Consider the following 22218-nt stretch of genomic DNA (forward strand, 5'->3'; position numbering starts at 1 on the left):
CCAGCGGCGAGCGGGGAACGGCAAGCGGTCCCCGACGGCGGCAGGCCGGTGCCACCGGCGCCCGACCGGCGACGCGAGGGCGGGTTCCCCGCACTGGCCAGGGAAAACCCGTACGGAGGGGCAAAGATCCAGGAGGGCTGGGGAGGCCCGGCGAAGCCATCGCGGACGCTCCAGAGGCTTCGTTCCGTCTCCGTACGGGTGAGGACCGCCCGCCTCTTCGCCAGGAGGAACGCGATGCGAGCCGCGCGTCAGCGCAAACCCCCGCGCGAAGCGCGCCTCACCCCGCAGCCACGACGGCCAGAGCCAACCCCCGGTGATTGACCCACCCACCCCCGGGGAACCCCTGCCGCATGGCTGTCGATCACACACAGGCACCGGTTCTGGACGCACTGGCCCGCTACCGACAGGCCGGCGAGCTCTCCTTCACCCCACCGGGCCACAAGCAGGTCCGCGGCGCCGACCCCCTGGTGAGGGAGGTCTTGGGCGACGCCGTCTTCCACGGCGACCTCCTGGCCTCCGGCGGCCTGGACGACCGCCTCGGCACCGCCCAAGTGCTCGACCGGGCCGAAGCCCTCATGGCGGACGCGGTGCACGCCTCGCACACGTTCTTCTCCACCTGCGGCAGCTCCCTGTCCGTCAAGGCGGCGATGCTGTCCGTCGCCGGCCCGCACGAGAAGCTGATCGTCGGGCGGGACGCGCACAAGTCGGTGGTGTCGGGTCTGATCCTGTCCGGCGTGCGGCCGATCTGGGTGGACCCGCAGTGGGACGAGGAGCGCCGGATCGCCCATCCGCCGTCGGTCGAGGCGTTCGAGCAGGCATTCGACGAGCACCCCGACGCCCGCGGCGCGCTGGTGACCAGCCCGACACCGTACGGCGCCTGCGCGAACCTCGACGCGCTGGCGCGCGTGTGCCACCGGCGCGGACGCCCGCTGGTCGTGGACGAGGCGTGGGGAGCGCATCTGCCCTTCCATCCGGACCTGCCGTCCTGGGCGATGGACGCCGGCGCCGACGTCTGCGTGACGAGCATCCACAAGATGGGCAGCGGCCTGGAACAGGGCTCGGTGTTCCACCTGCGGGGCGACCTGGTACAGCCGACCGTACTGAAGTCACGGGCGGACCTCTTCGGCACGACCAGCCCTTCGGTGCTGCTGTACGCGGGCCTGGACGGCTGGCGGCGGCAGATGGCCCTGCGGGGCCGGGACCTCCTCGGCCGGGCCCTGGACCTGGCCGCGCGGGTCCGGGGCGCCATCGAGGAGATCGACGGCCTGCACGTCAACGACCGGTCCGACTTCTGCGGTCCGGGGCTGGCCGAGGACTTCGACCCGCTGCCCGTGGTGATCGACGTGAGCGGACTCGGCACGTCCGGCTATCGCGCGGCCGACTGGCTGCGCGAACACCGTTCCGTCGACGCCCACCTCGCCGACCACCGGCGGATCAGCGCCCAGCTCACCCACGCCGACGACGAGGCGACCACCGGGATACTGCTCGACGCCCTGCGCGACCTGTCGCGGCACGCCGCTGACCTGCGCCCGGCCCCGGAGGTCGAGGTGCCCGCACCGGGCGAGCTGCGCCTGGAGCAGGTGTGCCTGCCACGCGACGCCTACTTCGGCGAGGTCGAGGACGTACCGGTGCACGCGGCCGCGGGCCGCGTCGTGGCCGAGATGCTGACGCCCTACCCGCCGGGCATCCCGGCCGCGCTCCCCGGGGAACGCCTCGACGGTCCGGTGGTGCGCTATCTGACGAGCGGGGTACGGGCCGGGATGAACGTGCCCGACGCGGCCGATCCCGAGCTCAAGACGGTCCGGGTGCTCGTCGAAGGGAAGGACTGACATGCGGACGGCGCTCATCGTCATCGACATGATCAACACGTACGAGCACGCGGACGCCGAGCGGCTGCTGCCGTCGGTGCGCGACGCCCTGCCCGGCATGCTGCGCGTCCTGGAGCGGGCCCGTGCGAAGGAGTCGGACGTCGAAGTCATCTACGTCAACGACAACTTCGGCCGGTGGCGCTCGCACCACGACGAGATCCTCCGTACGGCGCTGGACGGACCCCACTCCGACCTGGTGGAGCCCCTGCGCCCCGACGAATCCTCGCTGTTCGTGGTCAAGGCCCGGCACTCGATCTTCTACGAGACGCCGCTGGAGTACCTCCTCAGCCAGCACGGCATCGGCCGCATAGTGCTGTGCGGCCAGGTGACCGAACAGTGCGTGCTGTACTCGGCCCTCGACGCGCACATCCGCCACCTGGAGGTCACGGTCCCGCGTGACGCGGTGGCCCACATCCACGCCGATCTCGCCGACGCCGCCCTGCGCATGATGGAACGCAACATGAACGCGAACGTGACCGACTCGACGGCGGAGGAACTGTACGGGTGATCACGGCGGAGGAACCGTACGGGTGATCCCGGACGCCGGGCAGCGCCGTACAGCGACTCTCAGTCCCCGCTGACGGACCGCTTCGGCCCGGACCGTTCCCCTTCGACCCGAACGGCCACTCCCTCCCCGCCCGCGCCCACAGCAGATACGCCACCACACCCGACGCGACCCAGGCCGACGACCACGCGACAGCGTGCCGTCCGGGCGCGTTGCGGTCCGCGCCGCCGTAGACCACCAGCCAGCCGGCGAACGCGACGACGCTGGGCAGCGGGTAGCACCACATCCGGTACGGGCGCCGCAGCTCCGGTTCCCGGCGGCGCAGCACCGTCAAGGCCACGATCTGCGCCAGCGCCTGCACGAGCACCATCACGGAGGTCAGCAGCTGGATCAGGGTGGCCAGATCCGTGTGCCGGCCGATGAGGAACCCGGCCGCCGTGATGCCGCCCAGGGTGAGCAGGCTCAGCGCCGGAAAGCGGTGGCGCGGGTGCAGCCTGCCGTACGGGCGGAAGAAGACCCGGTCCCGGGCGGCGTCGTACGGTATGCGGGAGCCCCCGAGCAAGCCGACCAGGACCGAGGCGACGGCGGTGACCAGGATGAGCACCGTGACGGCGACGGCGGGACCGCGCCCCCACGCCGTCTCCAGGACGGCGGAGGCGACGGAAGTGGCGGCGGGGTTCCGCGGATCGAGCATGTCGCGCCAGTCGATGACGCCGAGGGTGCCTATCTGGAGCAGCAGGTAGACCGCCATGATGCCGAGGACGGAGCGGATGACGGACCGCGGGAGGGTGCGGCCGGGGTCCTTGAGTTCGGCACCGAGGTAGGCGGCGGTGTTGTAGCCGAGGTAGTCGTAGATGCCGATGGTCAGGCCCGCGCCGAAGCCCGCCCAGAAGTGGCCCGTCGTCAGGTCGAACGCGTGCGGCGGGTAGGAGAAGGCCCGCTCCGCGTCGAAGTGGGTGAACGCGGCCACGAGCACGAGCAGCACGGCCGCGACCATCACCGCCCACAGCACGACGGAGAGCCGGGCCACGCTCTCCACCCGCCGCCACAGCACCACGACCACGAGCCCGGTGAGGGCGAGACCGACGAGGTCGCCCTGGCCCGGGGTCATGTCCGGCCACAGGTAGCCGAGATACTGCACAAAACCGATGACGCCGGTCGACATGGCGAGCGGGACGAAGAGCATCGCCGTCCACACGAAAAGGAAGGGCATCAGCTTGCCGGTACGGGGTCCGAACGCCCGCCGCAGATACAGGTAACTGCCGCCCGCTCCTGGCAGCGCGGCGCCCAACTCCGCCCATACCAGCCCGTCGGCGAGGGCCAGCACCGCTCCCGCGAGAAAGCCCGTCACGGCCTGCGGTCCGCCGAACGCGGCCACCATGAGCGGGATGGTCACGAAGGGCCCGATGCCGCACATCTGGCTCATGTTGAGTGCGGTGGCCTGGAACGGGCCGATGCGGCGGGTGAACCCGGCGGTGTCGGCGGGGAGTTCGGGCATGCGGTGGGCCCCTCTCTCGGGCGGATTGGCGTGGGCACCGCCGGGCCGGCGCGTACGGCAACGGGCGGACACCCCACCCGCCGTCCCCGGTACGGCGTGGATTGTCCCGCACATGGCCGCTCCCGCCTCCCCGTTCGCCGCTCCTCCCTCCAATGGTCGATATGTCGATTTAGGGGTACTTTGGGAGGTGGCATCGGGGGCATCACCGACCTTGGTGGTGACATCTCTTCGAGGGAGCGAATGATGCTTGCCCAGACCCTTCAGCCCACTGGCCTCACACTCGACAAGGAAGCACTGGGGTGGGTCGCGGCCCAGCCCGAAGCCCCGCTGAGCGACGCACCGGTCCCCGCACCGCACGGCGCCGCCTGGGGTGTTCTGCTTCTGGGCCTCCTGATCTCGCCCAAGGAGCCGAAGGAAACGAAGCGCCGGTGATCTCCGAGCGTTCACGGACCGCCCACAGCGAATCGGCCGACCAGTTGGCCCGTCGCGCCCTCGATGCCCTCCGGGGCACCGGGGGCGCCGCCGTGGCCGCGAGCCACGTGGAGGCCGCGGCGGCGGAGTCCGGGGGCGACCCGGGGGTGGCGCTGGGCGCCGTCCGCATCCTGGGGGCGGACGTTCTCGCACCGTACGTACTGACCGGCCAGGCCCCTCCCGCGGGCGATACGGCCGCCGTCGGCCTGGCACTCAGTGCCCTGCCACCCGACGAGACGCCGCCTCCGGCACCTCCCGCGGGCACCGAGGAAGCGTGGACCATGGCCTGGATCGACTGGGGCCTCGCCACCGTGCTGGCCCGCCTCGACCCCGCCGGCTCGCCGGTACGGGCAGCGCCCCTCCCCCAGGGCCCGCCGCGGTGCGACGATGCCACGCCCCGCGATCTGCCGCCGACCACCGCCGCGCACGACGGCGACCGACCGGGCGAGCCCGGCACCCCCGCCGAGGAGGGCTGGGTCTCCTGGTCCGTACGGATGGGAAAACTGGCCTCACTCGCCCTGCCGGGGCTGGACGGTCCGGTGCACGACGCCGCCCGGGCCGGAGCCCTGGGACTGGCCCGCGGTGCCACCCGTGCCGCATTGCGACGGGACCACCCCACCGCCGCCCGGATCACCCGCTGGCTGGCCTGGCTGCACGCCGACGGGGTACAGCTCCCGCTGGACCCCGCCCCCTGACCGAGCACATCGGGCTGCTCGGCGGCGGCGACCGCCCCGCACTGGACACCGCCGTCGCCCGCCGGCTGCTCGGCCTGGAGGACGTATGAGCCGCATGAGTGAGGACGTATGAGCCCGGCCCCGGCACAGACCGCACACGCCATCGGCTCCCGTGCCCTGGCCTGGCTGCACGCCAACCGCGAGCACGGCAAGCTCTCCGACTGCCCCCGGGCCGAACTCCTCGACGACGCCGACGCGTACAAGGCCCTGGGCGAATCGGCGCTCGCGGCCTCCCTGGTCCTGCGCGGCGGTGTGGCCGGAACCACCGAACTGGCCCTGGCCCGCGAGCTGCTGGAGTTCTGCTGGCAGCAGGTGGGCGACGGCGCGCTGCTGTACGAGCGGCTGCTTCGCCATCCGCTCAAGACCGACCCGCTGGAGACTTACGCGCACTTCGCCCGCGGCGGTTACTGCCACCCGCAGTTCGAGCGGCTGGCCGCCCACACCGTCACCCTGCGTTCGACGCACGCCGTGGAACACGTACCGAACCGGCGGCTCGCGGTCGCCAACTCCGCGCGCGTCGTCGGCCTCGACCACGGCCCGTCGGCCTACGACTGGGCGTCGCTGACCCGGGCGACCTGGCTCGGCGCCACGCCCGAACCTTGGCACATCGACTGGCTGACCGGCTACAGCGTCACCCACGTCGCCTTCCATCTCACCGACTGGGGCCGGCTGCCCGCCGCGTTCCCGGCCGAACTCGCGGAGTACGTCACGCGGTGGCTCCCGGTATGGACCGAGATCTGGGCGGAGAGCGGCCAGTGGGACCTGATGGCCGAGCTGATGATCGTCGGCGCCTGCCTGCCGGAACCCTGGGTGGAGACCGACGACTGGCAGCGGCTGGCCGGCCTCCAGCACGAGGACGGGCTCGTCCCCCGCGACGACCAGCCCGTCGAGGGCGACCCGGCCGAACTCTTCGACGCCCACCAGCACCCCACCGTCGTGGCCGTCGTCGCGGGCACCGTCGCCCTCACCCGGGCGCTGGGCGGCACGGGGCAGCCCGGCCCATGACCCCGCCGGGGGCACCGGCCGCGGCAGCGCCCCACCTGCCCGAGTTGCTGCCGGGAGCGCTGCTGTCGGCCGCCCCTGGCGCGAGTGCCGTCGCCGTCGGCCTGTACCGGCGCGGGCAGCGGTCCTTCCTCGTCCGGGGCAGCACCGCACGCGAGGGAGGGGTGCCGGTGGAGCCCGCCACCCGCTTCGAAGTCGGTTCGCTCAGCAAGACGTTCACCGCGCTGCTCTTCGCCGAGCACGCCGCCCGGGGCGTGGTGGGCCACCACGATCCGGCCGCCCGCCACCTGCCGGCGGGTACATACGTCCCCGTACGCGGTACGGACATCACCCTCACCCACCTGGCCACCCACACCTCGGGCCTGCCCCGCCTGCCTCCGGGGCTGCTGCGCTCCGACATCCGCCGTCTCCCGACCAACCCCTACGCGGGATTCACGCGCGCGGACGTGCTGCGCGCCCTGGCCCGTACCCGGCTGCGCTCCCGGCCCGGCACCCGGGTGCGGTACTCCAACTTCGGTGTCGGCCTCCTGGGGCACGCCCTGTGCGGGGCGGCCGGCGGGCTCCCGTACGAGGACCTGCTCGCGGCCCGCGTCCTGCGGCCACTCGGCCTGCACGACACGAGCGCCACCGCCGCCCCGCCTCCCGGCGGCACCCAGGTCACCGGCTACGGACACGGCCGCGCCCGGCCGCCGTTCGGCATCCCGGGCCTGCCCGGAGCCGGCGCCGTCCGTTCCAGCGCGCGCGACCTGCTGACGCTCGCCGAGGCGCTGATCAGCCCGGGAGACGCGGCCGTCACCGGCGCGCCGTCGGCGCCCTTGCGTACCGCCCTGGAGGACGTCACGCGCCCGCGTCTCGTCCTGCCCCGCAGCACGTCCCAGCTCGCCCTGATCTGGAACATCCGCCTACGGGCCGACGGCTCCGGTCTCTATCACCACTCGGGCGGCACCCGCGGCTGCACGGCCTTCGTCGCCTTCAGCCCGCGGCACGACACCGCGCTGGTCGCCCTGGCCAACAGCTCGCCGGGGCTTCACGCCCCCTTCGTCCAGCAGGCGTACGACACCATGTCAGGCCTGCTCCGCGCCCCGCAGTGATCCCGACCTGGCTCCGGCCTGTTCCCGGCTGATCCCAGCCTGGCCCGGCCTGCCCCGACCCACCCCCGAGTTCTACCCGTACGCCTCGCCGCCCAGCTCCAGCACCGCCGTGCCCGCCGTCGCATCCGCCAGCCAGGCACGGAAGGCGTCCAGGTCCGACTCCGGCAGCCCGACCTCGATCCGTACGTCGGACCCGTAGGTCACCTCGCGCACCGCCCGGCCCGTGGTCCGCAGGTCGTTCTCCACCCGCCCCGCGCGCTGGTGGTCGACGGTGACCGTGACCAGACGGAAGCGCTGCCGGGTGACCGTACCGAGAGTGTCCAGGGCCTCCCCACGACGCCCCCGTAGGCGCGGATCAGACCGCCCGCACCGAGCTTGACGCCACCGAAGTAACGGGTGACGACGGCGACGACGTACCTGACCTCGCGGCGCACCAGCATCTGCAGCATCGGCACCCCCGCGGTCCCGCCGGGCTCGCCGTCGTCGCTGGCCTTCTGCACCCCGCCGTCGGCCCCCAGGACGTACGCGAAGCAGTTGTGCCGCGCCGTGGGGTGCTCCTTGCGGATACGCGCGATGAAGTCCTGGGCCTCGGTCTCGGTCGCTACGGGGGCGAGCGCGCAGATGAAGCGGGACTTGTTGATCTCGATCTCGTGAACACCCTCGCGCGCGAGAGTCCGGTACTGCTCCTGCATCAGGCCACCCTATGCGCCACCGGAAGCGCCCCGCGCAGCCCGCCCGAGGGCAACGCGGGAATCTTCGCTCCCCCGCACACGTTCTTCCGACCAGACGGCCGCCGCCGCGCGGTCGCATCCGACGGGCTCCGGTCCGACCCACGGGAGGCAGCTGTGTACGGCGATCCGGCGACAATCCGCAGGATCCTTCGGGACTCCGGCGACACCTGGGCCGTCGTGGGCCTGTCCACCAACCGGGACCGCGCCGCGTACGGCGTCGCCGAGGTCCTCCAGCGCTTCGGCAAACGCGTCGTCCCGGTCCACCCGAAAGCCGAAGCGGTCCACGGCGAGCAGGGCTATCCGTCCCTGGCCGCCGTCCCGTTCCCCGTGGACGTCGTGGACGTCTTCGTCAACAGCGACGCCGCGGGCGGCATCGCCGACGAAGCGGTCGAGATCGGAGCCAAGGCGGTCTGGTTCCAGCTCGGCGTGATCGACGAAGCGGCCTACGAAAAGGTCACGTCCGCCGGCCTGGACATGGTGATGGACCGCTGCCCCGCCATCGAGATACCCAGGCTGGGCTGACACCCGGGCGTTGGGCGATCCGGCTGTCGCCCACCGCGTCTGTGTCGGTGTGGGGGATCGCCCGCTCCGTGCTGATCTTCCCGGGTGTCCCGCTCGCCGCCGGGTTCCTCACCCGCCGCTTGGGTGAGCGGGCCAAGGGCCGCACCTGGTACGAGACGAAGCTGGTTTCCCGGAACGGACCGTTCGCCCTGTACGGACCGCTGTTCACGCCACCAGCGGCCAGGCCCTCGCCGGTCTCGTCGGCCCCCTCATCGAAGCCCCCGTCCTGATCGGCCTGGTTCATGTCGCCCTCGCCGCCGCCGCCCCCGCCCCAGGCTGAGGTGCCCGGCGTGCGGTGCGTGGGTTAGCGTCCGGGCATGATCGCAATACGTGCTGCAAGGCCCGGGGACGCCGAAGAGATCGTCCGGCTGCGCCGGTTGATGTTCCGGGCCATGAACGGGCGGGACGAAGGCGGGGCATGGGAGCGGAACGCGGTCGAGAGTGCGCGGCGGCAGCTCTCCGAAGAGGTGCCGTGTCTCGTCGGGTTCGTCGTGGAGACCGGGGACGGCGCCGGGTTGGCGGCGTGTGCGGTGGGGCGGGTCGAGGAGCGGCTGCCGGCTCCTGGACACCCTTCAGGGCTGTTCGGGTTCGTGTTCACCGTCTGCACCGACCCGGCGTACCAGGGGCGCGGGTATGCGAGGGCCACGACCGAGGCACTGCTGGAGTGTTTCGCGGAACGGGGCGTCTCGCGGGTGGATCTGCACGCCACGCCCGACGCTGAACGGCTGTACCGGAGCCTCGGGTTCGCGGAGCACTCCACGCCGCTGTCCCTGGATGTGCGTGCCCGGGGTGGGCAGGACGACGGGCGCGGGTGAGATCCGGTGGGTTCCGGGTCAGGGGCCGGGTCAGGGTGCGGGGTCGATGAGGAAGGTCTGGTTCTCGCGTCCGGTGCACCGTTGCAGGGTCACCTCGGCCCCGGCGGCCGTACCGTCGCCGCGCACGCCGAGGCACTGCTCGCCGTCGGTGCGGAAGATGTAGCGGCCGGACTTCCCGCCGTTCGCCTGCCGGGTCGGTCCGGAGGGTTCGGAGCCTGGGCACGGATCAGGTTCGGGTTCGACACGGAAACTGCTGGCCTGGGCGCAGGACTCCCACGGTTCGAGCAGACCGTCCGCCGCTCCGCCCGACAGGGCCTTCAGGCAGCTCTTCCCGTGCTCCGGGTGTACCCACGCGATGCGGTAGGTGTCCGTACCCACCGGGTCGAGTTCGGTGCGCTGCGGTGCGACGCCCCCGCACGGCCGCTGGACCGCCACCAGTGAGGTGTAGCGGCCGTCCTGGACACGCCCGTCGGTCACGCACAGGGCGGGTGCCGCGGCCGGGCGGATCCGGATCCAGCCGGCGGGGACCGCGGCGCCCTGGGACCGGACTTCGGGCTTCGGAGCCGGATCGGCGGGCGGGTTGCCGGCGGTCGCCATCCAGGCGGTGGTGGCGGCCAAGGCGAGAACGACCGCCGCCGCGATCAGGACCGGCGTGCGCCGGGCGCTGAGCCCGCCGAGGGCGTTACGCAGCGGCAAGGGCCGGGAGTCGGTTCCGGTTAGGAGATTCCGCCAAGACTGCGCACTTCCGGGCGGCGACCGGGCAGAAACCGGACAACGACCGGCCACGAACCAGACGCACCCGGAACCTTCCGAACAGCTCGCCGACCAGCCCGGACACCCGACATCGCCCCCGGAACCCCGGACGCCCCAGACGCCCCGGCCACCCGACATCGCCCCCTGCCGCCCGGACACCCCGGCCGCTCCGAACCCCCGGCCGCACCGCCACCCCAAGCGCAATTTCGGACAGCGCCCAGCCGCCCTACGCCCCCGGCACCGTCCCCAGCCCGTCCAGAACGGTCACTCCGGGCAGTTCCGCCAACGCCTTGCCCGGCACGATGAGCTTGCCGCGCCGGCTGCCGCTGCCGATCAGCGCATACGGCGTGTCCGCCACGGCCGCGTCCAGGAGCAGCGGCCAGCTTTCGGGGAGCCCGATCGGGGTGATGCCGCCGTACTCCATGCCGCTCTCGCCGACCGCGGTGTCCATGGGCGCGAAGGACGCCTTACGGGCGCCGAGCTCGCGCCGTACGGCTCCGTTCACGTCGACCCGGGTGTGCGAGAGGACCACGCAGGCGGCGAGCGTGACGGTACCGCCGCGCTTGCCCGCCACGACGACGCAGTTCGCCGACTGCTCCAGGAGCCAGGAGCCGTGCTGCCCGACGAGGACGGCGGTGTCCGCGATCGCGGGGTCGGTGTCCACGTAGTGGAACTGTTCGACGGGCACGGTCCCGCGCCAGTCGCGGATCGCGGCGGCGACCGGGCCGGGCAGCAGGTCCAGGCAGTCGAGGGCGGGGCGTACGTCGTCGAAGGCGTCCATGGGCTCGGGCATGGCGCCCAAGCTAACAGTCCGGCCGGACCGTACGGCGTGCCGTCTCAGCGGGCGAGCGGGGCGGAACCGGGAGGGGCCGGAACGCCGTCGTCACCGAGCGGCCGGGCCGCCGTCACCGACGACCGGGGCGTCCTCGCCGACGGCCGGGACCTCCTCACCGGCGGCCGGGCGGTGCCGTTCGATGAGCGCGCGGGCCATGTCCTGGGCCCGCCGGGCGGCCTCCGTGTCGCCCTCGGCCGCCGAGATGACCGACCCCTTCATGAGGATGTGCCAGGAGCGGGCGAAGTTCTCGGTGTCCCGGAGTCCGGCGTCCTCGGCCAGGGAGCGCACGATGGCGCGGATGTTCTCCAGGTACGTGATGCTCGCCTTCCCCAGCGGGTGTTCCCGGCCCATCTCCAGCAGGACGTTGACGAAGGTGCAGGCATCGAAGTCGGAGCGGTGGAACCACTCGTCGAACACATCGAAGATGGCCAGGAGCCGCTCTTCAGGGCCCGTGCCCAGCCGCCGCGCCCCGGCCTCCACGTAGCCCCGGGTCCAGCGCTCCTCACGGCGTTCGAGGAACGCCAGCACCAGGATGTCCTTCGAGGGGAAGTTGCGGTACAGCGTGGCCTTGGCCACACGGGAGCGGGCGATCACCTCGTCGACGCCGACCGCGCGGATCCCGCGCCGGGAGAACAGCTCGTAGGCCGTCTCAAGGATGCGCTCGCGCGCCTGGGCGGGCGGACGGACCCCCGGCACCGTCGCTCCGGCGGCCGTCGCGTCCCTTGGAGCCATCGTGTCCCCCTGACAACGTACTGATGATTGTGGACAGGCTCGTCCGACCCTGACACGGTAAGGGCATGGCCCCTGAGACAGATCTGTCTGGCCCGGACTTCCTGAACATCTTGACGGTCCGCGCCCGTCTGCACGGTGACCGGGCCGTGCTCAGCCCGAGAGGAGAGATCGACTGCGTTTCGGTACGCCTGCTCGACCAGGCCCTGGCCGGTCTGCCGCCGATGACCAGCAGTGTCACCCTGAACATCGCGGAGGTCACCTTCATGGACTCCGCGGGTCTGCACTTCGTGGAGCGCCTGCACGCCTTCGGCCACCGGCGCCGCATCCTGGCCCACACCCGCAACTGGGGCAGCCAGCCGACCCGGCTGCGTGAGGCCGCCCGCCGCTCCTGACACACCGTACGGCAGGGGTGGCCACGGCCGTCGCCGGCGGCTAGCGTCCGCGCATGGCAGGAGCCCAGGCAGTCTTCGATCCCTGGTCGCCGGATTTCGTCGCCGACCCGTACCCCGCCTACGCCGAACTGCGGGCCCGTGGCCGGGTGCGGCACTTCGCACCCTCCGACCAGTGGCTCGTCCCGCACCACACGGACGTCTCGGCCCTGCTCCGCGACCGCCGTCTGGGCCGCACCTACCGGCACCGCTTCACCCACGAGGAGTTCGGGCGCACCGCGCCGCCGCCGGAACACGAGCCGTTCCACGTCCTCAACGACCACGGGATGCTCGACCTGGAGGCGCCCGCCCACACCCGTGTCCGCCGCCTGGTCGCGAAGGCGTTCACGCCCCGTACGGTCGAGCGGCTGCGGCCGTACGTCGAGGACCTGGCGGACCGGCTGGTCCGGGGCCTGGTCGCGGACGGCGGCGGGGACCTCGCGGCGCGGGTCGCCGAGCCGCTGCCGGTCGCGGTGATCGCCGAGATGCTGGGGGTGCCCGAAGCGGACCGGCATCTGCTGCGGCCGTGGTCGGCCGCGATCTGCGGCATGTACGAGCTGAACCCGTCCGCCGGTACGGCACGGCGGGCGGTCGCCGCTTCCCGTGAGTTCTCCGGCTACCTGCGCAAGTTGATCGCCGCCCGGCGGGCGGTGCCGGGGGACGACCTGGTCTCCGGGCTGATCGCCGCGTATGACGAGGGCGACTCGCTGAGCGAGCAGGAGATGGTCTCCACCTGTGCCCTGTTGCTGAACGCCGGTCACGAGGCGAGCGTCAACGCCACGGTCAACGGCTGGTACGCGCTGTTCCGCCACCCGGCGCAGCTGGCGGCCCTGCGCGCGGACCCGGGCGGGCTGCTGCCCACGGCTGTGGAGGAGCTGCTGCGCTACGACACACCGCTTCAGCTCTTCGAGCGCTGGGTGCTGGACGACATCGAGATCGACGGCACGGTCGTCCCGCGTGGCAGCGAGGTGGCGCTGCTCTTCGGGTCGGCCAACCGCGATCCGGCGGTCTTCGCCCGGCCGGACGAACTGGACCTCGCCCGCAAGGACAACCCGCACATCTCCTTCAGCGCCGGTGTCCACTACTGCATCGGTGCTCCCCTGGCCCGTCTCGAACTGGCCGCCTCGCTCGCGGCGTTGCTGCGCAGGGCGCCGTCGCTACGGCTGGCCGCCGTACCGGAACGCAAGCCGAACTTCGTGATCAGGGGGTTGCGCGGCTTACAGGTCGAGGTCTGACGGAACGGGAACGTGCCCGGAAACTGGCCCACGCGGCCACCATCGGTCTGCTGCTGTTCTGGGCCCGGCGGCTACGGGCCGAGCGCCTGCGACGGAACCTCACCGCCCGTGTCGTCACCGAGCGGGCCAAGGGCATCCTCGCCCAGCGCCTCGGCCTGTTCCCGGACGCCGCCTTCCAGGTGCTGACCGCCCAGGCCCCGCTGCACCGCTCCCCCGTGCCCGACCTCGCCCCCGCCTTCGCCGAAGAGCCCGACGGGCCATGGCCGCCGCGGGCTCCGGGCGACCGGCCGCGGTGACCGGAGGGCTGTACCGGAACCGGCGTCCGTACCTGGCCTGCCGCCCTACCCGGCTCCGCCGCTCACCGCCTCCTCCGGTACGTACACCACCCACACCTGGCCCGCCGCGAAGTTGAGCGGTGTGCCGGACGCCGTGGTGAAGTCCGTGCCGCTGTCGGGGGACGGCCGCGACCAGTGGGCCTCGTACGCCTTGCCGTCCCGCAGCACCCGCGCGGGCCCGGAACCGGTGGTCTCGGTGTACGGGGAGTAGGCGCCCCAGCGGTCGTGGTAGCGCGAGGGACGGATCCGTACGCCCTGGACGACGACGGTGGGCGCCGCGAGCCGCTGCCCGGAGGCGGTCTCGGCCGGTGTGCCGTCCATGGACACCAGCCAGCTCCGCCGCTGCGCCGACCAGTCGAAGGAGAAGCGGGCGGCCGGGTAACGGGCCGTGTACGAGGGCGTGTCGCGCCCACCTGAGGGCGCGGCGCCGAAGCGGAAGCCGATGTCGTGCGCGGTGCTGGCGCCGGAAGCCGCCTTGAGGGCGCGTTCGGGGCGCAGGTAGAGATTGTGCGGCGCCGCGCGGTCGCGGCCCCGGAAATACGCTTCGGAGGTCTTCCTCGGAGGCCGCGGGTACAGCGGGGCCGCCTCGACGACGGGCTCCAGTTTCGCCTGCGTGCCGGAGTAGGCGAAGGCGGGGCTGCCGAACTGGCGCAGCAGTTCCAGGTCCGACTCGCGGGCGCTGCGTACGGGGCCGACGGCCTGCGGCAGCCGGGAGGAGTAGACGGCCAGCAGCCGCGACAGTCCCGACTCGACCCGTTCCACGTAGACGATGTCGGCGGCGTCGAGGCCCGTCTGGGGGCGCGCGGCACGTACGTTGTCGATCTTCACGGCGATCACCGGGGCGGCCCGTGCCGCCTTTCCCGTGAACGGCGAGCGCCCGTCGGGCGTTGAGCTCTGCTGACAGCCGCTCGACACGCCCGCCAGCAGGAGGCAGACCAACGCCGCTCCCGCAGGCACCGCACGCTTCCCCACGGGCACCGTACGTCTCCCCGCAGGCACCACACGCTTCCTCGCTCGCACCGCCGTCCTCCCGTCAGTGCCACCCCGCCCGTCGAGGACACCACAGGAACGGCCGCGTGGCGAGAGGGCGCAGGCGCCCCGGGGGCCCGGCGCGGCACCGGATGGCTGGGGCCCGGTGCGGCCCCGGACGCCCCGGGCAGCCCGGTACGCACCCCGCGGCCACGCGATGGCATCCTGGCGGCGTGAACCGACCCGAGATCCACTGCACCGTCGCTCCCGAGCTGCGGCTCTTCGTCCCCGCCGACCGGCGCCGGGGCCCTGCCGCCCTGCGCACCGACGGGACCTCCACCCTCGGACACGTCGTGGAATCGCTCGGTGTCCCGCTCACCGAGGTGGGCCGCCTGCTCGTGGACGGGCAGGAGGTGCCGGTGTCGCACGTCCCGCGGGACGGTGAGTCGGTCGAGGTGTGCGCGGTCGGACGGCCGCAGGAAGTGCCGGGCGCCCCGCTGCGGTTCCTGCTCGACGTGCACCTGGGAACCCTCGCGCGGCGGCTGCGGCTGCTGGGTGTGGACGCGGCGTACGAGAGCGAGGACATCGGCGACCCGGCCCTGGCCGCGCGGTCGGCCGCCGAGCGGCGGGTGCTGCTGTCCCGGGACCGCGGTCTGCTGCGGCGGCGCGAGAACTGGGCGGGGGCGTACGTCTACAGCGACCGCCCCGACGAACAACTGCGCGACGTGCTGGGCCGGTTCGCGCCGGAGCTCGCGCCGTGGACCCGGTGCACCGCCTGCAACGGCCTGCTGAAGGAGGCCGAGAAGGGCACCGTCGAGGAGCGCCTGGAGGGCGGTACGCGGCGTACGTACGACGTGTTCGCCCAGTGCACCGTCTGCGACCGCGTGTACTGGCACGGCGCGCACCACGCGCGCCTGGAGGCCGTGGTCGACGCGGCGGTGCGTGAGTTCGGCGGCGCGGCGGCCGCTCGCGGCACCGCCGTGCCCCGGGACGGTTCTGCCGCCAAGGGGTGAAACGGGGCGACGCGAGCCGCCCCCACGCCCCTCAAGAAGCGTCGGCGGCCGCCCCCGGCACCGACGCGCCGTGCCGGGTCACCGCCGCGCCGTGCCCCGGCTCCTCCGGCAGCACGCCGTCCGCCCCGGCCTCCAGCGCGGCCAGGGCCATCAGTTCCCTGGAGGTCACCCCCTCCGGCACCGGTACCGGCGCCGGGGTGCGCAGCGGCGGCTGCCACCCCGCCTCCGGGTCCCAGGAGCGGACCACCTTGGCGGGCGCCCCGGCCACCACCGCGTGGTCGGGCACCTCGCCCCGTACGACCGCTCCGGCCGCGACCACCACGTTGCGGCCCAGCCGGGCGCCCGGCAGTATCACCGCCCCGGTCCCCACCCAGCTGCCCGGGCCGATCGAGACGGGTTCGCTGCGCGGCCACTGCTTGCCGACCGGCAGTTCGGGGTCGTCGTAGCTGTGGTTGGTGGTCGTGACGTACACGCCGGGCCCGAAGAAGCAGTCGTCGCCGATGGTCAGCCGGACGTCGGCGATCACATGGCTGCCGCGGCCCAGGACCACGCCGTTGCCGAGGGTGAGGATCGGGTCGGCGCCTAGGTCGAGGTCGGGCATCATCCCTGCGGTCAGCGTCACGTCCTGGGCGATGATGCAGTACGCGCCGATCTCGATCCACGGGTCGCCGAAGACGGTGCCCTGCGGGAAGGCCAGCCGGGCCCCCGCGCCCAGGCTGCGGAAACGGTACGGCCCCGGGCGCTCGGCGGTGACGGCGCCCGCCTCCCGTACCCAGCGCGCCCCGCGGTGCACCGCGCGGGACACCGTCCGGCGGCGCCACGCCGCCACGGATGAGAACACGTTCTTCTTCGGCACCCGCTCACCGTACTCAGGCCGGTGCGCCGGCCGCCCTGCCACGCCCTGTGATCTTCACCCCACCGGCGGGGCGGTGCCTCGGCCCGCCGTCGCCCGGGCGCCGGCGGGACAGCGCCCGGCGGCCCGCCTATCGTTGGGACATGGAACCCGCCGCGCAGGCTGTCGACGGCCGTCGCGAGTCCGCCGAGGAACGGGCCGACCGACGGTGGAGCGAGCTGCTGCAAGAGGTCCGGGTGGCCCAGACCGGCGTGCAGATCCTCTTCGGCTTCCTGCTCACCGTCGTCTTCACCCCCGCTTCGCCTCCCTCGAACCGGTGGACAGGGCGATCTACGTGGTGACGCTCTGCCTGGGCGCGGCCGCCAACGGCGCCCTCATCGGACCGGTCGCCTTCCACCGGCTCGTCACCGGGCTGCACCTGAAGGCGCAGACGGTCGTCTGGGCGTCGCGGCTGACCATCATCGGCATCGTGCTGCTGCTCGCCACGGTCATCTCGGCGTTCCTCCTCATCCTGCGCATCGCGCTGCACGACAGCGCCGTACCGTGGATCGTCTCGGGCCTGGTCGCGTGGTTCCTGCTGTGCTGGTTCGCGCTGCCCGCCTGGGCACGGCGCCGGTACGCGAGCGACAGGTGAACGCGGCCGCGCCGTACGTCCGCTCCGCGCCGGATGTCCGCTCCGTGTCGAACGGCGGGGCACGGGCACCCGGGGTACGGTCCACACCACAGGTGACAGGAGCATCACGGTGTGCTCGCACCCTGCCGATCCCCGAGGAGCTGCCATGATCCGCGCCCTGGCGTTCGTCTGCACCCTGAACCCGTCCCCCACCGACTCCAGCAGCCAGCTGCTGGCGGACCAGGTGCTGGCCGAACTGGGCGGCCTCGGGGTGCAGTGCGAGTCGGTACGCGTCGCCGACCACGACATCCGTCCCGGCGTCGCCACCGACATGGGCGACGGTGACGCCTGGCCGGGCTTGCGCGAGAAGCTGCTGGCGGCCGACATCGTGCTGCTGGCCACCCCGATCTGGCTCGGTCACCCGTCCAGCCTGTGCCAGCGGGTGCTGGAGCGGATGAACGCCGACATCGCCGAGACGGACGAGCAGGGGCGGCAGCTGATGTACGGCAAGGTCGGCGCCGTGGCCGTCGTCGGCAACGAGGACGGCGCGCACAAGGTCAGCGCCGACCTCTTCCAGGGCCTCAACGACCTCGGCGTCTCCCTGGCGCCCAACGCGGTCACGTACTGGGTGGGCGAGGCGCAGCACGGCACGGACTACCAGGACCTGGACGAGCGGCCCGAGAACGTGGCCGCCACGACGCGCACGCTCGCCGTGAACGCCGTACACCTGGTGCGCCTGCTGCGCCAGTACTCCTACCCGCCGTCCTCGTCCTCCTGAGGACCGGTGGCCGCCCCGCCATTTCTACCCCTGCCTGCCCCGCGTGCCTCGTCGTACGGGCCCCAGTACCGCGCCCACCGCCACTCCCGCCGCGGCCGAGGCGGCCGCCACGAGTACAGGATGCCGCGCGAGGGCCGCCTGGGGCGAGTGCGGATGGGAGCTGTCGTCGAAGACACCGTGCGCACCGTGATCGACGCCGTCGGGGCCGTCGGCCGGCTGCCACAGGTTCGCCGGCCGGTGCGCCGGCGCCCGCTGGTCCGTCTGCTGCGAGGCGTACCCCGTACGGGCGAGATAGCGGTCCAGGAGGGCGGGCGCGATCCGGTTGCCCAGGATGGTCGCCACCGTGGAAAGACCGACGTAGTACTGCTTGCGCCGCGGGTGGGCCGCCGCGTGCAGCACGGCCCGGGCGGCGACCTCCGGCTGGTAGACCGGAGCGACCGGCCGGGGAGTCTTCGGCAGCCGGGACAGCACCCAGTCGAACTGCGGCGTGTTGACGGCCGGCATCTGGACGACGGTGACCGCGACCCGGCTGCCCTGGTGCAGCAGTTCGGTGCGGACGCTGGACGTGAAGCCGTTGATGGCGTGCTTGGCGCCGCAGTACACCGACTGGAGCGGTACGGAGCGGAAGCCGAGGGCGGAGCCGACCTGCACGATCGCGCCCGCGTCCCGCGGCAGCATCCGCCGCAGCGCGGCCCGGGTGCCGTTGACGAATCCGAGGTACGTCACCTCGGTGGCGCGCCGGTACTCCTCCGCGTCGACCTCGGCGAACGGCGCGAACACCGTACTGAAGGCGTCGTTGACCCATACGTCGATCGGCCCGAACGCGTCCTCCGCGGCCTGGGCCGCCGCTTCGACCTGGTCCGCGTCGGCCACGTCGGTGGGCAGCACCAGCGCCCGGCCGCCCCGCTCCTCGACCTCGGCCGCCGCGGCGTCGAGTCCGGTACGGCCGCGGGCGACCAGGGCGACGTTCGCGCCCTGCGCGGCGAAGAGCCGGGCGGTGGCGCGGCCGATCCCCGCGCTGGCGCCGGTGATGACGACGGTCTGCGGTCCGACGGCGCCGGACATGGGAACCTCCTTGGGGATGCGAGCCGGACACGGCTACGGCAGCGGCGTGCCGCCGGTCGCGTTGACGATCTCCGAAGTGATGTAACTGGCCTGCTGGGACGCGAGGAAGACGTACGCGGGCGCCATCTCCACGGGCTGAGCCGCCCGCCCCAGCGGGCTCTGCTTGCCGAACTCGGTGGTGTCCGGCAGCGTCGAGGGGATCAGTGGGGTCCACACCGGCCCCGGGGCCACCGCGTTGACGCGGATGCCGCGCTGGGCGAGGTCGCCGGCCAGCGCGTGGGTGAAGGTGACGATGGCGCCCTTGGTGGTCGCGTAGTCGAGCAGTTGCGGGCTCGGCTGGTACGCCTGCACGGACGTCGTGTTGATGATGCTGCCGCCCTCGGGAATGTGCGGCAGCGACATCTTGGAGAGCCAGAACATGCCGTAGACATTGGTGCGCAGCACCCGGTCGAACTGCTCCGTGGAAATGCCCTCGATTCCCTCGGACTGCGCCATCTGGTAAGCCGCGTTGTTGACCAGGACGTCGATACGGCCGAATTCCTTCACCACCCGGTCCACCAGAGCGCGGCACTGCTCCTCCGCGCGGATGTCGCACGAGACCGCGAGCGCCCGCTGTCCCGCTTCTTCGACCAGCCGGACGGTTTCCTTCGCGTCCTTCTCCTCTTCCTCCAGGTAGGTGAAGGCGACGTCCGCCCCTTCACGGGCGAAGGCGAGCGCGACCGCACGTCCGATGCCCGAGTCACCGCCGGTGATCAGCGTACGGCGGTCCCGCAGCCGCCCGGAGCCCTCGTACGACGTCTCGCCGTGGTCGGGCCGCGGCGTCATGTCGTCCGTCGCGCCGGGATGCGGCTGGTTCTGCTGGGGGAATTCCGGCTTCGGGTGCTCGTCCACGGGATTGCGCTGGTCGTTCCCGGTCATTGTCGATACCTCCACGTGCTGATGTGTCTACGCCGGTACCCGTCCTGCCGCCGCGAACACGTGCCGCCTTTCGCCCTTTTCCGGCCCGTGTGCCGCCGCCGGGATGCGGCGGTCCGGTATCCGGCGTGCGATGGTTTCGGAGGTGGTGCAGGCCATGGCGCGAGCCATTTGGAGCGGGTCCCTGTCCTTCGGGCTGGTCAATCTGCCGGTGCGGATGTACGCGGCGACGGAGAGCCACACTGTGCATTTCCACCAGATCCAGCGCGGTACGTCCGATCGGATCCGCAACAAGCGGGTCAATGAACGCACCGGCGAAGAGGTGCCAGCCGAGGACATCGTCAAAGGGCTCGACGCGGGCGACGCGTACGTCCTGGTCGAGCCCGAGGAACTGGACGACATCGCGCCCGGCCGGTCCAGAGCGGTCGAGATCAGCGGATTCGTCGACCTCGACGAGGTGGATCCGGTGTATTTCGACACCACCTACTACCTCGGTCCGCGCGGCAAGGACCACGGCAAGGTCTATGCCTTGCTGCACAAGGCACTGAAGGAGTCCAACAAGGCCGGTGTCGCGACCTTCGTCATGCGCAACCGCGCCTATCTGGTCGCGGTGCGGGCGGAGGGCGACATTCTCGTGCTGCAGACCCTGCACTGGGCGGACGAGATCCGGGATCCGCGCGACGAGATCGGTGACCTGCCCGGCCGCACGAAGATCCCGGACCGGGAACTGAAGACCGCGGTGCAGCTCGTCGAGGCCCTGAGCACGGCATGGCGTCCCGAGGAATACCACGACACGTACCAGGAACAGGTGCGCCGGCTCATCGAGGCCAAGCGCAAGGGCGAAACGGTGGAGAAGGCCCAGGAAGCGCCCGAATCCACCAATGTCGTGGATCTGATGAGCGCTTTGCAGGCCAGCGTGGACTCGGCCAAGGGCTCGGCGCGACGGCAGAAGGGGAAGGGAAAGGGAAAGGGACAGCAGGCCGGGGCGAAGAAGGCGGTGGCGGCGAAGGGCCGTACCGGCGAACGCCGTTCCCGGGGAGGAAACGGCGGCCGGAAACCCACCGCCGAGCTGTCACAGCTCAGCAAGGCCGAACTGTACGAACGCGCCACCGAGGCCGGCATTCAGGGCCGGTCCTCGATGACGCGTGCCGATCTCGTCGAAGCGCTCTCCGGCAACGGCGGCGGCCGAAGTCACGCAAAGGCGTCGTGACCCGCGGCGGCGGCTTGGTGCCCGGCGGCGGGCCGAACGCGGCCGCTCCCGCCGTGGGCCGTCCGCAGTCCTTCGGCACGAGCGGCCGGGACCGTCAGCGCGAAAGGTCGGGATCGTCGACGATGTGCACCGCGGCCTCCTCCGCCGACGCCGCCCCGCCGTCGATCCCCACGTCACGGCCGATCTCGTCGTTGCGCAGCCGCAGCGCGTCGCCCTCGTCGGTGCCGGTCATCCGGCCGGCGCGCTCGTCACCCACCTGGCCGTCCATCGGTTCGCCCTCGGCGTCCTGCTGGTCGCCGATGCCGTCGCCGGCCGGCGGTTCGACGTCCGGCACCTCCTCGGCGAGCCGTTCGTCGAGGCTCTCGCCCTCGCGCTGCTCGTTGGCAGTGGTGCCTTTGTGATTCACCGCCAGCGGCTTTTCGGGGGCGAGTAGCCCTGGTCCAGCATGTCGTCGTAGTCCGGCTCGTCGAGAGCGTCTTCCATGTCGAGTTCGTCGGACGTTCCCTGGTTGTCGGACGCGGACGGCTGATACACCTCGTCGCCCATCATCGCTTCATCGGACATGTCAGCTCTCTTTCCAGCGCAGTGCCGGTTTCTCGCCCGCGGCGGGCCTCTCGTCACGGCCCGCCGCGCCGGGCGTTCTCCGGCGACGTCGGTAACCGTCGGTGACGGCTGTTCGGGTTCTCTCGTGGTCGCGGTGTCCCGTTACCTGCCGAGCCCCAGTGATTCCACGATGCGCTGTGCGTTCTCGTACCGCTCGTTCTCCGGAAGGCGCTGGGCCAGTGCGACCAGACGGTCCGGGGCGTTGTTCTCCCGTAGCGTGCTGACGATGGTGTCGCGGTCGGCCGGATACAGACTCCGGCGCAGGTGCTGGGCCATTTCGGTACGGATTTCCACGGCCTCCGGCGTCATTCCGTCCGGGACGCTGCCCGGCGCGGGGCCGCCGGCGGTCCGGCTCACCTCGGGCTGGTCCTCTCCCGAAGGCTCCAGTTCGTGGTCCTCTTCGGCGCGCAGCGCGCGGTCGGCCTTCAATTCACCCTGGAGTTCTTTCTTCATCATGTCGTCCCGGGCCGGGCCGGCCTTGTTCGTACCGTGATCCATTGCTTTTCTGCCTCCAGGACTCACCGATTTCTTTCCGTTCCCGCCCCGCACGTCCCACCCCGTCCGTGCCATGCGGTACGGAGTGCCCGTTGGCCCTTTCGCGAAAC

22 protein-coding genes and 5 pseudogenes are annotated in these 22218 nt (G+C 72.3%); 16 read left to right on the forward strand and 11 right to left on the reverse strand.

The annotated features are described in order from the left end of the window. The first annotated feature begins 350 nt into the window (after positions 1–350). Together ACEXOX_RS08155 and ACEXOX_RS08160 are read left to right on the forward strand one after the other, a co-directional pair. Positions 351–1829, forward strand: coding sequence for an aminotransferase class I/II-fold pyridoxal phosphate-dependent enzyme (locus ACEXOX_RS08155; RefSeq protein WP_406519746.1), 1479 nt, complete (start codon positions 351–353; stop codon positions 1827–1829). Position 1830: 1 nt separating this feature from the next. Next, positions 1831–2376, forward strand: coding sequence for an isochorismatase family cysteine hydrolase (locus ACEXOX_RS08160; protein WP_406519747.1), 546 nt, complete (start codon positions 1831–1833; stop codon positions 2374–2376). 100 nt (positions 2377–2476) lie between these two features. On the opposite strand, the pseudogene ACEXOX_RS08165 reads toward ACEXOX_RS08160, so the two are convergent. Then, a pseudogene (locus ACEXOX_RS08165) lies at positions 2477–3871 on the reverse strand (APC family permease); the annotation flags it as partial. A gap of 240 nt (positions 3872–4111) precedes the next feature. On the opposite strand from ACEXOX_RS08165, the gene ACEXOX_RS08170 reads away from it, so the two are divergent. The 4 genes from ACEXOX_RS08170 (at position 4112) to ACEXOX_RS08185 (ending at position 7169) form a co-directional block, all read left to right on the forward strand. Next, positions 4112–4303: a hypothetical protein gene (locus tag ACEXOX_RS08170; protein WP_073762481.1), complete on the forward strand. Its 192-nt coding sequence runs from the start codon at positions 4112–4114 to the stop codon at positions 4301–4303. Beyond that, on the forward strand, positions 4300–5037 hold the full coding sequence (locus tag ACEXOX_RS08175) for a hypothetical protein (RefSeq protein ID WP_406519748.1): 738 nt from the start codon (positions 4300–4302) through the stop codon (positions 5035–5037). Before ACEXOX_RS08170 ends, ACEXOX_RS08175 begins: the two co-directional genes overlap by 4 nt. A 108-nt stretch (positions 5038–5145) precedes the next feature. Continuing rightward, positions 5146–6081 carry a DUF6895 family protein gene (locus tag ACEXOX_RS08180; RefSeq protein ID WP_406519749.1) on the forward strand — a complete coding sequence of 312 codons (936 nt, stop codon included), beginning with the start codon at positions 5146–5148 and terminating at the stop codon, positions 6079–6081. Then, a complete protein-coding gene (locus tag ACEXOX_RS08185; protein ID WP_406519750.1) occupies positions 6078–7169 on the forward strand; it encodes a serine hydrolase domain-containing protein in 1092 nt (363 codons plus the stop codon). The genes ACEXOX_RS08180 and ACEXOX_RS08185 overlap by 4 nt, the downstream gene beginning before the upstream one ends. Before the next feature lie 72 nt (positions 7170–7241). Here the strand turns inward: ACEXOX_RS08185 and ACEXOX_RS08190 are convergent. Beyond that, positions 7242–7861 (reverse strand): annotated as a pseudogene (locus ACEXOX_RS08190) (YigZ family protein). A gap of 153 nt (positions 7862–8014) precedes the next feature. Here ACEXOX_RS08190 and ACEXOX_RS08195 point away from each other — a divergent pair. The 3 genes and pseudogenes from ACEXOX_RS08195 (at position 8015) to ACEXOX_RS08205 (ending at position 9276) form a co-directional block, all read left to right on the forward strand. Next, positions 8015–8422, forward strand: coding sequence for a CoA-binding protein (locus ACEXOX_RS08195; RefSeq protein ID WP_406519751.1), 408 nt, complete (start codon positions 8015–8017; stop codon positions 8420–8422). A 41-nt stretch (positions 8423–8463) separates the two neighbouring features. Continuing rightward, positions 8464–8741, forward strand: a pseudogene (locus ACEXOX_RS08200) (arsenical-resistance protein); the annotation flags it as partial. A 37-nt stretch (positions 8742–8778) separates the two neighbouring features. Further along, on the forward strand, positions 8779–9276 hold the full coding sequence (locus tag ACEXOX_RS08205) for a GNAT family N-acetyltransferase (RefSeq protein ID WP_406519752.1): 498 nt from the start codon (positions 8779–8781) through the stop codon (positions 9274–9276). A 30-nt stretch (positions 9277–9306) separates the two neighbouring features. On the opposite strand, the gene ACEXOX_RS08210 is transcribed toward ACEXOX_RS08205, so the two are convergent. From ACEXOX_RS08210 to ACEXOX_RS08220, 3 genes are all read right to left on the reverse strand, one after another. Beyond that, complete coding sequence (locus ACEXOX_RS08210) at positions 9307–9972, reverse strand: RICIN domain-containing protein (RefSeq protein WP_406519753.1); 666 nt, start codon at positions 9970–9972, stop codon at positions 9307–9309. A gap of 283 nt (positions 9973–10255) precedes the next feature. Next, positions 10256–10822, reverse strand: a complete 567-nt coding sequence (locus ACEXOX_RS08215; protein WP_406519754.1) for a YbaK/EbsC family protein — start codon at positions 10820–10822, stop codon at positions 10256–10258. A 90-nt stretch (positions 10823–10912) separates the two neighbouring features. Next, the gene (locus tag ACEXOX_RS08220) at positions 10913–11596 is read right to left on the reverse strand and encodes a TetR/AcrR family transcriptional regulator (protein ID WP_406519755.1); all 684 of its coding nucleotides are present in this window, start codon (positions 11594–11596) and stop codon (positions 10913–10915) included. 65 nt (positions 11597–11661) lie between these two features. Here ACEXOX_RS08220 and ACEXOX_RS08225 point away from each other — a divergent pair, with 65 nt between their 5' ends. From ACEXOX_RS08225 to ACEXOX_RS08235, 3 genes are all read left to right on the forward strand, one after another. After that, the gene (locus ACEXOX_RS08225) at positions 11662–11988 is read left to right on the forward strand and encodes an STAS domain-containing protein (protein WP_406519756.1); all 327 of its coding nucleotides are present in this window, start codon (positions 11662–11664) and stop codon (positions 11986–11988) included. Positions 11989–12041: 53 nt separating this feature from the next. Then, positions 12042–13259: a cytochrome P450 gene (locus ACEXOX_RS08230; protein ID WP_406519757.1), complete on the forward strand. Its 1218-nt coding sequence runs from the start codon at positions 12042–12044 to the stop codon at positions 13257–13259. Between the two features lie 134 nt (positions 13260–13393). Then, positions 13394–13555: a hypothetical protein gene (locus tag ACEXOX_RS08235; RefSeq protein WP_406526265.1), complete on the forward strand. Its 162-nt coding sequence runs from the start codon at positions 13394–13396 to the stop codon at positions 13553–13555. 45 nt (positions 13556–13600) lie between these two features. On the opposite strand, the gene ACEXOX_RS08240 is transcribed toward ACEXOX_RS08235, so the two are convergent. Further along, positions 13601–14566: a DUF3048 domain-containing protein gene (locus ACEXOX_RS08240; RefSeq protein ID WP_406519758.1), complete on the reverse strand. Its 966-nt coding sequence runs from the start codon at positions 14564–14566 to the stop codon at positions 13601–13603. Between the two features lie 230 nt (positions 14567–14796). Here ACEXOX_RS08240 and ACEXOX_RS08245 point away from each other — a divergent pair, with 230 nt between their 5' ends. Further along, the gene (locus ACEXOX_RS08245; protein WP_406519759.1) at positions 14797–15576 is read left to right on the forward strand and encodes a Mut7-C RNAse domain-containing protein; all 780 of its coding nucleotides are present in this window, start codon (positions 14797–14799) and stop codon (positions 15574–15576) included. Between the two features lie 31 nt (positions 15577–15607). Here ACEXOX_RS08245 and ACEXOX_RS08250 read toward each other — a convergent pair whose 3' ends face one another. Further along, positions 15608–16432: an acyltransferase gene (locus ACEXOX_RS08250; RefSeq protein WP_406519760.1), complete on the reverse strand. Its 825-nt coding sequence runs from the start codon at positions 16430–16432 to the stop codon at positions 15608–15610. 140 nt (positions 16433–16572) lie between these two features. Between ACEXOX_RS08250 and ACEXOX_RS08255 the strand changes: the two are divergent. Further along, a pseudogene (locus ACEXOX_RS08255) lies at positions 16573–17063 on the forward strand (DUF6328 family protein). Positions 17064–17208: 145 nt separating this feature from the next. Further along, entirely contained in the window at positions 17209–17820 is a 612-nt protein-coding gene (locus ACEXOX_RS08260; protein WP_033037713.1) for an NAD(P)H-dependent oxidoreductase, read from the forward strand. A gap of 24 nt (positions 17821–17844) precedes the next feature. Here ACEXOX_RS08260 and ACEXOX_RS08265 read toward each other — a convergent pair whose 3' ends face one another. Beyond that, the gene (locus ACEXOX_RS08265; RefSeq protein WP_406519761.1) at positions 17845–18885 is read right to left on the reverse strand and encodes an SDR family oxidoreductase; all 1041 of its coding nucleotides are present in this window, start codon (positions 18883–18885) and stop codon (positions 17845–17847) included. A 33-nt stretch (positions 18886–18918) separates the two neighbouring features. Beyond that, entirely contained in the window at positions 18919–19803 is an 885-nt protein-coding gene (locus ACEXOX_RS08270; protein ID WP_406519762.1) for an SDR family oxidoreductase, read from the reverse strand. 154 nt (positions 19804–19957) lie between these two features. Here ACEXOX_RS08270 and ACEXOX_RS08275 point away from each other — a divergent pair, with 154 nt between their 5' ends. Beyond that, a complete protein-coding gene (locus tag ACEXOX_RS08275) occupies positions 19958–21010 on the forward strand; it encodes a Ku protein (RefSeq protein WP_406519763.1) in 1053 nt (350 codons plus the stop codon). Positions 21011–21104: 94 nt separating this feature from the next. On the opposite strand, the pseudogene ACEXOX_RS08280 reads toward ACEXOX_RS08275, so the two are convergent. Both ACEXOX_RS08280 and ACEXOX_RS08285 read right to left on the reverse strand, forming a co-directional pair. Continuing rightward, positions 21105–21574 (reverse strand): annotated as a pseudogene (locus ACEXOX_RS08280) (DUF5709 domain-containing protein). 141 nt (positions 21575–21715) lie between these two features. Next, positions 21716–22111, reverse strand: coding sequence for a DUF2795 domain-containing protein (locus tag ACEXOX_RS08285; protein ID WP_030020099.1), 396 nt, complete (start codon positions 22109–22111; stop codon positions 21716–21718). Between the last annotated feature and the right edge of the window lie 107 nt (positions 22112–22218).

Origin of the sequence: Streptomyces sp. Ac-502 (assembly GCF_045222935.1) — a bacterium.
GTDB lineage: Bacteria > Actinomycetota > Actinomycetes > Streptomycetales > Streptomycetaceae > Streptomyces > Streptomyces monomycini.

What these genes read in the sequence shown, in the direction of transcription:
- ACEXOX_RS08225 (WP_406519756.1), top strand. Translation starts at nt 11,662, where the DNA reads ATGGCCCCTGAGACAGATCTGTCTGGCCCGGACTTCCTGAACATCTTG.
- ACEXOX_RS08270 (WP_406519762.1), bottom strand. Translation starts at nt 19,803, where the DNA reads ATGACCGGGAACGACCAGCGCAATCCCGTGGACGAGCACCCGAAGCCG.
- ACEXOX_RS08205 (WP_406519752.1), top strand. Translation starts at nt 8,779, where the DNA reads ATGATCGCAATACGTGCTGCAAGGCCCGGGGACGCCGAAGAGATCGTC.
- ACEXOX_RS08155 (WP_406519746.1), top strand. Translation starts at nt 351, where the DNA reads ATGGCTGTCGATCACACACAGGCACCGGTTCTGGACGCACTGGCCCGC.
- ACEXOX_RS08265 (WP_406519761.1), bottom strand. Translation starts at nt 18,885, where the DNA reads ATGTCCGGCGCCGTCGGACCGCAGACCGTCGTCATCACCGGCGCCAGC.
- ACEXOX_RS08180 (WP_406519749.1), top strand. Translation starts at nt 5,146, where the DNA reads ATGAGCCCGGCCCCGGCACAGACCGCACACGCCATCGGCTCCCGTGCC.
- ACEXOX_RS08275 (WP_406519763.1), top strand. Translation starts at nt 19,958, where the DNA reads ATGGCGCGAGCCATTTGGAGCGGGTCCCTGTCCTTCGGGCTGGTCAAT.
- ACEXOX_RS08230 (WP_406519757.1), top strand. Translation starts at nt 12,042, where the DNA reads ATGGCAGGAGCCCAGGCAGTCTTCGATCCCTGGTCGCCGGATTTCGTC.
- ACEXOX_RS08160 (WP_406519747.1), top strand. Translation starts at nt 1,831, where the DNA reads ATGCGGACGGCGCTCATCGTCATCGACATGATCAACACGTACGAGCAC.
- ACEXOX_RS08185 (WP_406519750.1), top strand. Translation starts at nt 6,078, where the DNA reads ATGACCCCGCCGGGGGCACCGGCCGCGGCAGCGCCCCACCTGCCCGAG.
- ACEXOX_RS08260 (WP_033037713.1), top strand. Translation starts at nt 17,209, where the DNA reads ATGATCCGCGCCCTGGCGTTCGTCTGCACCCTGAACCCGTCCCCCACC.
- ACEXOX_RS08170 (WP_073762481.1), top strand. Translation starts at nt 4,112, where the DNA reads ATGATGCTTGCCCAGACCCTTCAGCCCACTGGCCTCACACTCGACAAG.
- ACEXOX_RS08220 (WP_406519755.1), bottom strand. Translation starts at nt 11,596, where the DNA reads ATGGCTCCAAGGGACGCGACGGCCGCCGGAGCGACGGTGCCGGGGGTC.
- ACEXOX_RS08285 (WP_030020099.1), bottom strand. Translation starts at nt 22,111, where the DNA reads ATGGATCACGGTACGAACAAGGCCGGCCCGGCCCGGGACGACATGATG.
- ACEXOX_RS08215 (WP_406519754.1), bottom strand. Translation starts at nt 10,822, where the DNA reads ATGCCCGAGCCCATGGACGCCTTCGACGACGTACGCCCCGCCCTCGAC.